This window comes from Tahibacter caeni (genome assembly GCF_024609805.1).
GTDB classification, from domain to species: domain Bacteria; phylum Pseudomonadota; class Gammaproteobacteria; order Xanthomonadales; family Rhodanobacteraceae; genus Tahibacter; species Tahibacter caeni.
Genome location: NZ_JANFVR010000124.1, coordinates 1 through 13007, shown reverse-complemented (window position 1 = coordinate 13007; position 13007 = coordinate 1). Strand labels below are relative to the sequence as shown.

14 protein-coding genes are annotated in these 13007 nt (G+C 70.1%); 6 read left to right on the top strand and 8 right to left on the bottom strand.

What is annotated here, in order from left to right; translation table 11 throughout:
- Window positions 1–2140 (bottom strand): NAD-dependent DNA ligase LigA (ligA, locus tag NON22_RS12330; protein WP_257387239.1); only part of this gene is annotated, 2140 nt, incomplete at its 3' end.
- 118 nt (window positions 2141–2258) lie between these two features.
- Here ligA and NON22_RS12325 point away from each other — a divergent pair.
- Window positions 2259–3101, top strand: coding sequence for a hypothetical protein (locus tag NON22_RS12325; RefSeq protein WP_257387238.1), 843 nt, complete (start codon window positions 2259–2261; stop codon window positions 3099–3101).
- Window positions 3102–3134: 33 nt separating this feature from the next.
- On the opposite strand, the gene NON22_RS12320 is transcribed toward NON22_RS12325, so the two are convergent.
- The gene (locus NON22_RS12320; RefSeq protein WP_257387237.1) at window positions 3135–3653 is read right to left on the bottom strand and encodes a hypothetical protein; all 519 of its coding nucleotides are present in this window, start codon (window positions 3651–3653) and stop codon (window positions 3135–3137) included.
- 124 nt (window positions 3654–3777) lie between these two features.
- Here NON22_RS12320 and NON22_RS12315 point away from each other — a divergent pair, with 124 nt between their 5' ends.
- On the top strand, window positions 3778–4152 hold the full coding sequence (locus tag NON22_RS12315) for a YajD family HNH nuclease (protein ID WP_257387235.1): 375 nt from the start codon (window positions 3778–3780) through the stop codon (window positions 4150–4152).
- A 74-nt stretch (window positions 4153–4226) separates the two neighbouring features.
- On the opposite strand, the gene NON22_RS12310 is transcribed toward NON22_RS12315, so the two are convergent.
- On the bottom strand, window positions 4227–5120 hold the full coding sequence (locus NON22_RS12310; protein ID WP_257387233.1) for an alpha/beta fold hydrolase: 894 nt from the start codon (window positions 5118–5120) through the stop codon (window positions 4227–4229).
- A gap of 126 nt (window positions 5121–5246) precedes the next feature.
- Entirely contained in the window at window positions 5247–6476 is a 1230-nt protein-coding gene (locus tag NON22_RS12305; protein WP_257387232.1) for an acyltransferase family protein, read from the bottom strand.
- 151 nt (window positions 6477–6627) lie between these two features.
- On the opposite strand from NON22_RS12305, the gene NON22_RS12300 reads away from it, so the two are divergent.
- Window positions 6628–7503 (top strand): LytTR family DNA-binding domain-containing protein, encoded by an 876-nt coding sequence (locus tag NON22_RS12300; protein WP_257387231.1) that lies wholly within the window; start codon window positions 6628–6630, stop codon window positions 7501–7503.
- Window positions 7504–7638: 135 nt separating this feature from the next.
- Complete coding sequence (locus tag NON22_RS12295; protein WP_257387230.1) at window positions 7639–8517, top strand: PhzF family phenazine biosynthesis protein; 879 nt, start codon at window positions 7639–7641, stop codon at window positions 8515–8517.
- An 80-nt stretch (window positions 8518–8597) separates the two neighbouring features.
- Here NON22_RS12295 and NON22_RS12290 read toward each other — a convergent pair whose 3' ends face one another.
- Together NON22_RS12290 and NON22_RS12285 are read right to left on the bottom strand one after the other, a co-directional pair.
- On the bottom strand, window positions 8598–9086 hold the full coding sequence (locus NON22_RS12290; RefSeq protein WP_257387229.1) for a yippee-like protein: 489 nt from the start codon (window positions 9084–9086) through the stop codon (window positions 8598–8600).
- An 8-nt stretch (window positions 9087–9094) separates the two neighbouring features.
- Window positions 9095–9484 carry a hypothetical protein gene (locus NON22_RS12285; RefSeq protein WP_257387228.1) on the bottom strand — a complete coding sequence of 130 codons (390 nt, stop codon included), beginning with the start codon at window positions 9482–9484 and terminating at the stop codon, window positions 9095–9097.
- Window positions 9485–9694: 210 nt separating this feature from the next.
- On the opposite strand from NON22_RS12285, the gene NON22_RS12280 reads away from it, so the two are divergent.
- On the top strand, window positions 9695–10027 hold the full coding sequence (locus NON22_RS12280; protein ID WP_257387227.1) for a hypothetical protein: 333 nt from the start codon (window positions 9695–9697) through the stop codon (window positions 10025–10027).
- Window positions 9934–10599, top strand: coding sequence for a DUF4166 domain-containing protein (locus NON22_RS12275; protein ID WP_257387226.1), 666 nt, complete (start codon window positions 9934–9936; stop codon window positions 10597–10599). Before NON22_RS12280 ends, NON22_RS12275 begins: the two co-directional genes overlap by 94 nt.
- A gap of 43 nt (window positions 10600–10642) precedes the next feature.
- Here NON22_RS12275 and NON22_RS12270 read toward each other — a convergent pair whose 3' ends face one another.
- Together NON22_RS12270 and hutU are read right to left on the bottom strand one after the other, a co-directional pair.
- Window positions 10643–11011 carry a VOC family protein gene (locus tag NON22_RS12270; protein WP_257387225.1) on the bottom strand — a complete coding sequence of 123 codons (369 nt, stop codon included), beginning with the start codon at window positions 11009–11011 and terminating at the stop codon, window positions 10643–10645.
- Between the two features lie 64 nt (window positions 11012–11075).
- Window positions 11076–12746, bottom strand: a complete 1671-nt coding sequence (hutU, locus tag NON22_RS12265) for a urocanate hydratase (RefSeq protein ID WP_257387224.1) — start codon at window positions 12744–12746, stop codon at window positions 11076–11078.
- Window positions 12747–13007: the final 261 nt, after the last annotated feature.

Below are 13007 nucleotides of genomic sequence, written 5' to 3'. Positions count from 1 at the left end.
CGCCGGCCGCGCCGGCCGGCTGCGGCGTCGCCTGCAGCAGCAGGTCGAGCGCGCCGGCGCAGCGCGACAGCAGTGCGGCGTGCTCGGGCTCCGCGCGCCAGTCGACGAACGCTTCCGCGACTTTGTCGGGCAGGCCCGCCGCGACGAGTTCGTCGGGCGGAACCTGCAGCAGTGCGGCCGCATCGCCGAGCGCGGCGAGCTGTTTCGCGCGCACGCCGGTCAGCCGCGGGATCGCGGCCGCCGCGAGCACGTCGGCCCAGGCCAGCTTTTCGCGCAGCTTCGCCGACGGCGGCTGCGACGCGCCGACGTCGACACCGCGCGCGAGCAGCGCATCGATGACCTGCTGGTTGCCGGGCTGGTCGAAGAAATGGCCGATCGAGCGCGCGACCTCGCCGCCGACGTCGGGCACGAACGTGAACAGCGGCCACGGCAGCCGGCGTATTCGCTCCAGATCTCCGAGCCAGGCGGCCAGCGCCTTGGCCGTGCTTTCGCCGACGTGCTTGATGCCCAGCGAATACAGAAAGCGCTCCAAGGTGGTCCTGCGGCTCGCGGCGATGCCGTCGACGAGGTTCTCGGCCCATTTCGTGGCGACCTTGCCGGCCTTGACCGTCTCGGGCGTGGTGCCGTCGCGTTCGTCGGCGCGGCGCTTCATCTCGACGAAGTCGTCGATGCCGAGCGCATACAGATCGGCGACCGACTTCACGTAGCCGAACTCGCAGAGGCTCTCGATGTAGCGCTCGCCGAGACCGTCGATGTCCATCGCGCGGCGCGAGCCGAAATGGAAGATCGCCTGCACGAGCTGCGCCGCACACGCGAGACCGCCGGAACAGCGCCAGACGGCCTCGCCTTCCTCGCGCACGATCTCCGAGCGGCAGACCGGGCAGGTCTCGGGCATGCGCCAGGGCTCGGCGTGCGCCGGACGCAGATGCGGCACGACGCGCACGATTTCCGGAATCACGTCGCCGGCGCGACGGACGATGACGGTGTCGCCGACGCGCACGTCCAGGCGCGCGATCTGGTCGGCGTTGTGCAAGGTCGCGTTCGTCACCGTGACGCCGCCGACATGGACCGGCGCGAGGCGCGCCGTCGGCGTGGCCGCGCCGGTGCGGCCGATGTTGATGTAGATGTCCTCGAGGACCGTGCTCTTTTCCTGCGCCGGGAACTTGTGCGCGACGGCCCAGCGCGGCGCGCGCGAGACGAAGCCCATCGCGCGCTGGCCGGCGTAGTCGTCGAGCTTGTAGACGACGCCGTCGATGTCGTACGGCAGGCTGTCGCGGCGCTCGCCGATGCGCCGGTAGTAGGCGATCAGGCCGTCGAAGCCGCGCGCGACGTCGACCTCGGGCGAGACCGGGAAGCCCCAGTCGCGCAGCAGCGCTAGCGCGACGCTGTGGCGCTCGCCGAGGTTCTTCTCCGGCGTGGCCGGCAGGTGCACCGCATACGCGTAGAACGCGAGCGGCCGCCGCGCGGTTTCCTGCGGGTCCTTCTGGCGCAGGCTGCCGGCGGCGCCGTTGCGCGGGTTGGCCAGGACCTTCTCGCCGCTTTCGCGCGCCTTGGCGTTGTAGGCCTCGAAAGCAGCGCGCGGCATGTAGACCTCGCCGCGGACTTCGAGCAGCTCGGGCCAGCCGCTGCCGCGCAGGCGCAGCGGAATCGCCTTGACCGTGCGCAGATTCGCGGTGACGTCCTCGCCCTTGCTGCCGTCGCCGCGCGTCGCGCCGCGCACGAACACGCCGTGCTCGTAGCGCAGGCTGATCGCGAGGCCGTCGAGCTTGGGTTCGACCGAGAACAGCGGATCGGCGATGCCGAGCTTGTTCTCGATGCGGCGCACGAAATCGGCGATGGCCGCGTGGCGGCCGGCGGCGTCCTGCGCGTCCACGTCGTCGAACGCGTTGTCGAGCGACAGCATCGGAATGTCGTGCACGACTTCGGCGAAGTCGCGCGAGCTGGTCGCGCCGACGCGCCGGGTCGGCGAATCTTCGGTCTGCAGCTCCGGATGCGCCGTCTCCAGCGCGATGAGTTCGCGTAGCAGCGCGTCGTAGTCCGCGTCGGGAACGCTCGGGTCGTCGAGCACGTGATAGCGGTAATTGTGCTCGGCCAGTTCGGCGCGAAGCTCGGCGGCGCGTGCGGCGGGGTTGACGGTCATGTGGGCTCGTGGCGATCGCAAGGGGACGGCGCGCAGGCGCGCGGACAGGGCGCAAGTCTAGCGGTTGCGCGGCGGCGTGCATTGCGAAATGCTAGCCCGACTTCACGGAGAGTTGACCATGGCGAAGAAGGGCTGGGCCGCGTTTCCCTACGCCGACAAGGCATACGACTACGCCGGCGAAAAACTGGCGAAATCCTGGAAGACGCTGCATGCGGGCGACCAGGAGCCGTTCCCCGACGACACGCATGTCGCCAAGCTGCTCAAGGCCAATCCCAAGCTCGCCAAGGACGCGCCCGCTGCGGCGAGCGCATTGCAGGAAGCCTGGCGCGCGTTCCACCGCGGCGACTTCGAAGCGGCGTTCGAGCAGGGCAAGGCGCTGAAAGCCCTCGGCGCCTCGGTCGCGATCAAGGCCGCAGGCATCCATGCGACGTATCTGGTCGAGGCCGAAAAAGAGAAGCTGGCCCGCTATGAAGCGCTGGCCGTTCTGGCCGAGGAAGCGATCGCCGCGCTGCCCGACGCAGCCAACAGCCACTACCGCCGCGCGTTCGCGATCGGCCGCTACAGCCAGTGCATCTCGATCACGAAGGCGCTGGCCCAGGGCCTGGCCGGCAAGGTCAAGGAATCGCTCGACGCGACCCTGGAGCTCGCTCCGAAACATGCCGAGGCACAGACCGCGCTGGGCCTGTACCACGCCGAGATCGTCGGCAAGGTCGGCGGCATGCTCGCCAAGCTGACCTACGGCGCGAGCGCCGCGACGGCGGAGAAGCATCTGAAGGAAGCGACCAAGCTCACGGCCGACTCACCGATCGCCTGGATCGAATACGGCAACGGCCTGCTGCTGCTCCACGGCGACAAGCAGGAGGACGCGGCCGCCGAGGCCTATGCCAAGGCGGCCAAGCTCAAGCCGCGCGATGCGATGGAAGCGCTCGACGTGGCCTGGGCCAAGGACCAGCTGGCCTGAGCGCCGGCGGCAGCCGCTGCAGCCGTCTTCCCGTCAGTTGCCGCCGCCACGGCGCAGGTCGGACTGGTTCGGCAGGCCCGACGGTCCCGGCGACTTCATCTGCAGCCGGCGCACTTCGGTTTCCGAGCTGCGCCGCGCACGCTCGATCTCGGCGAAGGTCTGGCATTTGTCCTTGCCGAGGTGCGAGCCGGTCGGCCGCTCGCGCACGCAGACCAGGCGCCGGCCGTCGTTGCGCGTCAGTACCGCATTGACGTTTTCCTGCGCCTGCAGCAGCTCGGCCTTGTCGCCGTCGCTGAAGGACCGGGCGTCGGCGTGACGGTCCAGCACCGCGGCGATGCGCTGCAGATCGCGCTCCACCTCGCTGCGCTCGGCGTCGGACACGAACTCGTAGCGGCCGCCGCTTTGCATCTGCTGGCGGATCGCCGCCGCCTGGTCGTCGAACAGCGCCTTGCTGTCGGCCGTCAGCGGCCGCTCCGTGCGTTCCCTGGCGGTCGCCGCCGCGGCGAAGAACAGACTACCCGCCAGCAGCGCTGCCGCAAAAACCTGCTTCATCGTATGCTCCGCAATCGAGGTGATGGCGGCCTCATTTCGCCATGAAGCGCTCGCGGCCGCGTTGCCTGAGCTGCGAACATACGAATTCTCTCGTAAATTCCGCCGCGGCGGTCCGGAACCGTTCATGAGCACGAACAAGTCCGCTCCCGACAGCAGCCGCCTCGACCGCGTCGTGGCCCAGGCGCGAGCCGACGCCGCCGAGCGCGAGAAGGGCTATCGCGAGCGCGCGCTCAAGATGTATCCGTGGGTCTGCGGTCGCTGCGCGCGCGAGTTCACGCGCGCGAGCCTGCACGAGCTGACCGTGCACCACCGCAACCACAACCACGACGACAACCCGGCCGACGGCAGCAACTGGGAACTGCTCTGCCTGTACTGCCACGACAACGAACACTCGCGCTACATCGACCATACCGGCGACATCAGCGAGACGCGCGCGGCCGAGGCCACGTCCAACCCGTTCGCCAACCTGCGCGATCTGATGGCGAAGAAGAAAAGCTGACGGCTGCGATCCCTGCGCCCGGAACGTCGCCGCTAGACCGGCAATCCCGCGTCGTGAACCGGGGACCGGCAGGTTCAGATCCCGGGGCGATCCAGAAAGCCCGCAACGCGTTCCCGTATGGCATCGAGATGGGTGAATACGACGACGTGTTCGCCGCCCTCCACGGCCATCAGCTCGCCGTCGGTCGCCAGCCGCCCGCGTTCGCCGTGCGCGAACGGCACGACCCGATCGCCGGTGCCGTGAATGGCCAGCAGCGGCACGGCGATCTCGTCGAACCGCAAGGCGGCCATGCGCTCGAACTGGTCCAGGTCGTTCAGCGTGCCCGGCAAGCGGCGGCCGAGTTCGACGAACGGGCTGCGCTGCAGCGCCTTCATCAGCGATCCGGCCACCGGATGGGAGAGCGTGTTCGAGCGCGTCACCGGATCGGGAATGGCGCGACTCGCGGTCCCGGCCGGATCGCGCTCGATCCGCCGGCGCATCAGGGCCGAGAGCCAACCGAACCGTGCGAACCATCGCATCAGGGATAGGCGCCGCCGGAGCGTTTCAGGGACGGCGAGCGGACCCGTGCAACAGGAAACGAGGATCAGGGCCCTGCAGCGCCCCGGATGCCGGAGCGCGAACTGCACGGCGCTCGGCCCGCCGGCCGAGACGGCCGCCACGACTGCCCGCTCGACGCCCAGTGCATCCAGCAGCGCCGCATACAGATCGGCCTGCGCCTCCGGCGTCGCACCCGAGGCCTGGGGCGTGCCGAGATAACCCGGTCGGGACGGCGCGATCACGCGACGACCGGTCCATTCCGCGAGGACGGCACGCGCCAGGATCAGGCCCTGGTCGCGCCCGCCCATGCCACCATGCAGCGCCAGCAGGGCCTCGCCGTCGCCGACGGACACGTGCTCCACTCGCCCCAGAGGTGTCTCGGCCATCGTGACCGGCAACGACAGCAGGCCGTCCCATTCGGCATTCGTCATCACACTCCACACCTGTCCCGGCTTCCGCACGCTCGGCCAGACCTATCCTAGCGTCTCCGCGTTCGACATCGCCGCCGGGGCAGGCTGTCAGCGGGGCCGGCGCGTCCGCGAATGGGCCCGTCCGGCTCAGCTCTGCGAGACGACGAAGATGACCAGCGCCGCGAACGGCACCACCCCGTAGGCGGCCAGCCGCAGCGCCGGCGTCTCGCGCGTCTCGGCCGCGGACTTCAGGCCGAACAACGGACGCAGCCAGCCCGTGCGGCGGATCACGTACTCGTGCAGCAGGTGGCAGCCGGCCACGGTGCCGGCGACGACGAGAGCGCATTCGGCGGCCGCGCCGAGCCGCAGCGGCGCGAGCCAGTAGGCGATCAGCACGATCAGGCTCTGGTGCAGCATGTACCAGGGATAGACCGCCTCGTTGGCGCGCGGCAGCCAGGCGAACGGCCGGTTCAGCAGCGCATGCGCCCAGCCGAGGATGGCCAGCAGCATGGTCCAGACGTAGGCGTTGCGCAGGGTCACGATCAGCGCCTCGTGCCAGTACGGGATGGTCTCGGGCAGGCCGTGGCGCACGTAGGTGTAGACGGCGAACAGGCCCAGCGCGAGCCCGAGCGCGACGCGGCGTAGCCGCAGGGCTTCGGCCCAGAAACCGTCGTCGCGGGCGATCACGAAGCCGTAGAGGAACACGGTGAAATAGACCGCGTTGCGGTACCAGTCGTGGATGAAATCGCCGTTGTCCGGAAACAGCGGCTGCAGGGTCAGGCTGTAGAACAGCAGCGGCAGCGCCGGCAGGATCAGCAGCGCCGCGCCGCGCAGGCCGACGAAGCCGGCGCAGAGCCGCTGCCCGGCGCGGCTGCGCAGCAGCGGCAGCAGCGCTGCGAGCGCGAGGGTGTAGACCCACAGATAGGCCAGATACCAGAGATGGTTCCAGGTATAGCCGTGCTGCCAGCCGTCGAACGCGTTCTCGGGCCAGCGCCGCGCCGTGTAGTACTCCGCGAGGAACGCGAGGAAGCCGGGCTCGACGACGCCGTTGGTCACGCCCTGCACGTACGGCTGCACCGGCACGACGACGAGGATGCCGAAGGTCAGCGGCAGCAGCAGGCGCGCGCTGCGTGCGGCGAGAAAGCGGCCGATCTGGCCCGGCTTGAGCAGGAACGCGGCAGCCATGCCCGAGATCAGGAAGATCAGGTCCATGCGCCAGCGGTTCACGAACAGCATCGGCAGCTGCAGCCCCTCGGACAGATGGCTGCTCTTGATGTGCCAGCCCCAGTCGGCCACGTAGAGCATGCCGACGTGGTAGAGGATGAGGCAGGCGAACGCGAGGACGCGCAGGGCGTCGATGTCGTGGCGGCGGTTCATGGGCGTTTTCCGGTGTGGACCGGCCGCAGACTGCCTGGGACGGCCGCCCCGGGCCCGTCCCAGGGGTCGGCGCGCCGCGTCCCGGGGACCAGCGGCGGAAGCCCGGGACGAAGCGCGGACAGCCGCGGCACCGGCTCCGTAGAATCCGCGCATGACCGACACCGCGAACTGGCTGGACCGCTACCAGCCCTGGCGCCGCAGCGCCGAGATCGGCTTCTGGGTACTCGCATTCCTGGTCAACGCCGTCATCAACAGCGTGACCGTGATGATGGACGTGCAGCGCTCGCACCTGGACTTCGCGCCGTGGAAGCCGGCCGTCTGGGAGACCTCCAGCGGCCTGCTCGCGCTGCTGCTGGTACCGGCCGTCGTGCGGTTCACGCAGCGCTTTCCGCTGCACCGGGAAACCTGGCGCCGCCACCTGCCCTGGTATCTGCCGGCCAGCCTGGCCTGGTCGCTGGCCCATGTGCTCGGCATGGTCGCGCTGCGCAAGCTGGCCTATGCCAGCCAGGGGGAGTACTACGACTTCGGCGACTGGCCGCTGGAACTGGGCTACGAATACCTCAAGGACGTGCGCCAGTTCGTCTCCACGGTCGCGCTGATCCACGTCTACCGCTTCCTGTTGCTGCGCCTGCAGGGCGAGGCCAGCCTGCTGGCCGAACCCGACGTCGGGCCGCCGGTCGATCCGGTCGAGCGTCCCGAGCGCTTCCTCGTGCGCAAGCTCGGCCGCGAATTCCTGATCGCCGCCGAGGACATCGAGTGGATACAGGCCGCCGGCAACTACGCCAACCTGCGCGTGCGCGGCCGCGACTATCCGCTGCGCAGCACGATCGCCGGCATAGAGGCGCGGCTGGACCCGCAGCGCTTCGCGCGCGTGCACCGCAGCTACGTCGTCAATCTCGACCAGCTCGCGATGATCGAACCGCTGGACACCGGCGACGCGCGCCTGCACCTCAAGGACGGCACCACCCTGCCCTGCAGCCGGCGCTACCGCAACGGCCTGCGCGGCCGCGCTGCCAGCGCGGCCTGACCAGGACAGATCCGGTCGCGATCCAGGCCGGGGATCGCGGACATTGCTGCGCCATTTCACACGATGCGACGAATGCGCCGTCCGGGACATCGAACGCTCTGGCGCCGGAACAGCCGCTGCGGCTACGCTGGCCGCATGGACACCGCGCGCTATCTGCAGCTGGACGTATTCGCCGAGAAGGCCGGCGGCGGCAACCCGCTCGGCGTGGTCATCGGCGCCGAGACCTGGAGCGACGCGGCGATGCAGCGCTTCGCGCGCTGGACCGGCCTCGTCGAAACCACGTTCCTGCTGCCGCCGACGCAGCCCGAGGCGAGCTACCGCGTGCGCATCTTCACGCCGCAGCGCGAAATCGCATTCGCCGGCCATCCGACGATCGGCAGCGCCCATGCGGCGCTCGAAACCGGTTTCGTCACGGCGCGCGGCACGGACCTGATCCAGGAATGCGGCGCCGGGCTGCTGCCGATCCGCATCGGCGAAGAGGCCGGACGCCGCGTGCTGTCGGTGCAGGCGCCGCGCGCGCGGGCGCTGGAGCCCGACGTGCTGCATGCCAAGCTCGTTCGCGCGATCCTCGACCGCACGCCGCTCGGCGCGCTGCCGCCGGGTTTCGTCGAAGGCGGCCGGCGCTGGTGGATCGCCGAGTTCGCCGACGAGGCGACCCTGCGCGGCTGGCAGCCCGACCAGGCGGCGATCGCGCGGCTGGCCAAGGCCAGCGACAGCCTCGGTCTCTGCGTGTTCGCGCGCTGCCGGCAACCCGATTACGAAGTCGCCGTGCGCGCGTTTCCCGCCGGCGTCGGCATCAGCGAGGACCCGGCCTCGGGCGCCGCCAACGGACTGATCGGCGCGTGGATCGCCGCCGGCGAACCGCAGGGTCCGCTCGCGCGCGGCTACCGCGTGAGCCAGGGACGCGAGATCGGCCACGACGCGCGCATCGGCATCCGCATCGAGGGCGACGGCGCGGTCTGGGTCGGCGGCATGACGCACACCGTCGTCGACGGCCACGCGCGCTGGGGCTGAGCCCCGCGTCGCACGAGGCGACCGCGCAGCCGCGCGGCACTGTCATCGCACCGGTTTTCGCCGGCTGCGCCGCGCAGCGCTCAGCCGCGGATCTCGAAGCGGGCGCGGAAGATCGTGTCGTCGCCGGCTTCGGGCGCGCCGGCGAGGATCCAGTCGTGGACCAGCGCCTGTTCGTTCAGCGGAATCGGCGTGCGGCCGCGCGGCATGCGCACGCCGACGTCGACGACTTCGCAATTGAGCTTCGTGAACAGCAGGCTGCTCCAGGGCTGGTTCGGCACGACGCGGACCAGCGCGCTGTCCTGGCTGCTGTGTTCGTTGTAGAGGAAGAACCACGAGTTCGGTGGATTCAGATCCAGGTCGGCCGACGGAAACTTGCCCCAGTCGACGTGGCAGTTCGCGCAGCGCGTGCTCCAGATCGGCTGGATGTCCTCGTTGTAGTTGACGTGCTGGCGCATCGGCACGCTGTCGATGCTGTCGCATTGCTCGGCTAGCGGCGCCGCGGCGTCGTACGGCCAGGCCTGCGCGAGGACCGGCAACGCGAGCAGCAGCGCCGGGAGCCGCCGGGGCACGCGGATCTTCATCGCGTCACCGCGTCCTGGCTGCGCAGCGAGCGCGCGATCAGGCCTATGCCGCCGAACAGCAGGACCAGAATCAGCAAGGTGTTGAACAGGCTCGTCGCGACGAAATAGACGTGCAGGTTGACGATCACGCCCGCGATGATGATGACGAGACCCGCGACGAGCAGCAGCCAGCCGATCACGGAGCGTCCGTCGAAGAACAGCAGCGCGACGCCGAGCACGAACGGGATCAGCGACATGCCGAAGCTGTTGTAGCCCCAGAGCATCCAGCTGCCGCCGCTGACGACGACCTGATTGCTCAGCAGCCAGCCGCCGGCGACGGCGAGCACGAAACCCAACAGGAACTGCCCTATGCCGCCCGGCGTGCCGCCGGCTCCGCTGATTGCCACTGTCGTGCTCCCCCGGTAGATGCGCTGACGTTTTTACGGTCTGCGGCGGGACAGGTCAAACCCCGTCACGCGGCATCTGCGACCTTGGTCGCGCTTGCGCCCGGCCGCAGCGGCCCCACCTGCGCGCAGCGGACGCGACATGAGGGGAAAACGACCTCTGGTGCGTCATCACAGGCAATCCACACGACTGCGCAGACACTCCCCACCGTCATGAGCGCCTCCAAGGCTCTAGCTGTCCCCCTCCCCAGCGGCAACGCGCCGCGGGCCTTCGTACCGCGCCGCCGCCGGCGCCCGCGCCTGCAAACCACGAGCGCGCCGGCCGCCACCGGCAATCGCGTCTCTTTGCTGTCGATCGGCCTCGTCGGCGCGGTCTCGCTGACCCTGGCGCTGCTGGCCTGCAGTTTCATCGTGACCGGCCTCGCCGTCTGGGTCGCCAACGGCGCCGCCGAATGGCTCGCCGCGATCGTGCCGGCCGCCCTGGCCGTGCTGCTGTTCGCGTTCGCCTGGCGTCTCGTACGCCTGCTCGACGTCCGCGACCGCTGAACACTTCCGCTCCTCCCGCCGCGCCGGACAACGTCGTCACGCGCTGGTTCGGCGGCGCATTTTCCCAATTGCATCCTTTGCTGCAGGATCTGCACCGCCGCGGCGGCACGTTGCGCGGCACGGTCCGCTTGTCCACGGGGCGCGGATTGGCGGCTGCGTTCGGCCGGCGCCTCGCGCGCCGTCTCGGCCTGCCGCTGCAGCGCGACCGGTGCGCGTTCGTCGTCGATGTCGTCCATGAAGGCGACGCCATGCTCTGGCAGCGGCGTTTCGACGACGGCGCCGAGATGATCTCGCGCTTCGTGCCGTATGGCGCATTTCCGGCCGGCGGCTGGATCGAGCGCACCGGGCCGCTGCAGCTCGATCTCGGCGTGGACATCGCCGACGGCGGCTGGCATTGGCGCCTGCGCGGCGCGCGCTGGCGAGGCCTGCCGCTGCCGGCTTCGCTGCTGCCGCGCACCGAGGCCGGCAAGCGCATCATCGACGGACGCTACGACTTCGTCGTCGATTTCCGCCTGCCGTTGCTCGGCCGCATTCTGCGCTACGAAGGCGTGCTCGACGCCGATACGCGCTGACGCGCGACGCGACGCGGCCGCCGTTCCCACGGACCGACGCCGCTCAACCCATGAAGAAGAAATTCAGCTTGTTGCCGCCGAGGTCGCGGAAATAGCCGGCGTAGAAACTCTCGCTGCGCGGGGCCGGTGCGCCTTCGTCGGTCGCGCCGAGCGCCATCGCCTTCGCATGCAGCGCGTCGACCTTGGCCGGGCTGTCGACGGCCAGCGCGACCATGTTGCCGTTGCCGACCGTCGCGGGCCTGCCGTCGTACGGCAGGATCACGCCGAGGCCGGGCCTGGCCGCATCCACGGCCCAGACGACGAAACGCTCCGAGGTCAGCAGCCGCGACGCGCCGATCTCGGCGAGCAGGCTGTCGTAGAACGCCGTGGACCGGGCCAGGTCCGCGGTTCCGAGGGTGACGTATCCGATCATCGAAGGCTCCTGTGCGGCCGGCGCGTCGGCACCGGCCGGTTGCAGGCGGCAGGCGCCGCCGGCCTCAGAGCATAGGCAGCTTGAGCCCCTGCTCGCGTGCGCATTCCTGCGCGATCGCATAGCCCGCATCCGCGTGGCGCATGACGCCGGTGCCCGGATCGTTCCAGAGCACGCGCGCGAGGCGCCGGTCGGCGGCCTCGGAACCGTCGCAGACGATGACGACGCCCGAGTGCTGGCTGTAGCCCATGCCGACGCCGCCGCCATGATGCAGCGACACCCAGGTCGCGCCGCCGGCGGTATTGAGCAGCGCGTTGAGCAGCGGCCAGTCGGAGACCGCGTCGCTGCCGTCGCGCATGGCTTCGGTCTCGCGGTTCGGGCTCGCGACCGAACCCGAGTCCAGATGATCGCGGCCGATGACGACCGGCGCCTTGAGCTCGCCGTTGCGCACCATCTCGTTGAATGCGAGGCCGAGGCGGTGGCGCTGTCCGAGACCGACCCAGCAGATGCGCGCCGGCAGGCCCTGGAAGCTGATGCGCGACCTGGCCATGTCGAGCCAGTTGTGCAGGTGCGCGTCGTCGGGGATCAGTTCCTTGACCTTCGCGTCGGTCTTGTAGATGTCCTCGGGATCGCCCGACAGCGCGACCCAGCGGAACGGACCGACGCCGCGGCAGAACAGAGGGCGCACGAAGGCCGGCACGAAGCCCGGGAAGTCGAACGCGTTCGCGCAGCCTTCGTCCTTGGCCATCTGGCGGATGTTGTTGCCGTAGTCGAAGGTCGGAATGCCCTGCGCATGGAACGCGAGCATGGCTTCGACGTGGGTCTTCATCGAGCGCTTGGCCGCATCGCGCATGCCGTCCGGATCGGACTTGCGCCGCTCGAACCATTGCTCCACGGTCCAGCCGGTCGGCAGGTAGCCGTTGACCGGGTCGTGCGCGCTGGTCTGGTCGGTGACCGCGTCCGGACGCACGCCGCGGCGCACGAGCTCGGGCAGGATCTCGGCTGCGTTGCCGAGCAGCGCGATCGACTTGGCCTCGCCGGCAGCGGTGTACTTCGCGATGCGCGCGAGCGCGTCGTCGAGATCGGCGGCCTGCTCGTCGACGTAGCGCGTCTTCAGGCGGAAATCGATGCGGCTCTGCTGGCATTCGACGTTCAGCGAGCAGGCGCCGGCCAGCGAGGCCGCGAGCGGCTGCGCGCCGCCCATGCCGCCGAGGCCGGCGGTGAGGATCCACTTGCCGCGCAGGCTGCCGCCGTAGTGCTGGCGGCCCATTTCGACGAAGGTTTCGTAAGTGCCCTGGACGATGCCCTGGCTGCCGATGTAGATCCACGAGCCGGCCGTCATCTGGCCGTACATCATGAGGCCCTTGCGATCGAGCTCGTTGAAGTGTTCCCAGTTCGCCCAGGCCGGCACGAGGTTGGAGTTGGCCAGCAGCACGCGCGGCGCGTCGGCGTGGGTCGGAAACACGCCGACCGGCTTGCCCGACTGGATCAGCAGGGTTTCGTCGTCGCCGAGTTCGCGCAGGCTGCGCAGGATCGCATCGAAGCACTCCCAGTTGCGCGCGGCGCGGCCGATGCCGCCGTAGACCACGAGCTCGGCCGGGTTCTCGGCCACTTCCGGATCGAGGTTGTTCTGCAGCATGCGGAACGCGGCTTCGGACAGCCAGCTCCGGCAACTCAGCGTGTTGCCGCGCGGCGCGCGGATCACGCGCGAGGCATCGATGCGGGTGGGTGCAGTCATGGCCGGCTCCGTTGGGCGAAGCCGCGATTATAGGCCGCGCTCCGCCGGGTCCGGGTCGCACCGTGCTAGCACGCTGGTACGCCGCGGCCGGTCGCGCAACACCGCCGGCGCGCAGGACTGGCATACTCGTCCGCATGCCCATAGCCCGCTTCCTGCCGGCGCGCGCGCTGCGCCTGTTCCTGTTCGTCTGTCTGTCCCTGCCGGCCGGCTGCGCGACGCGCGGTCCGGCACCGCCGCCGGCCGCTACGCCGGCGCCGGCCG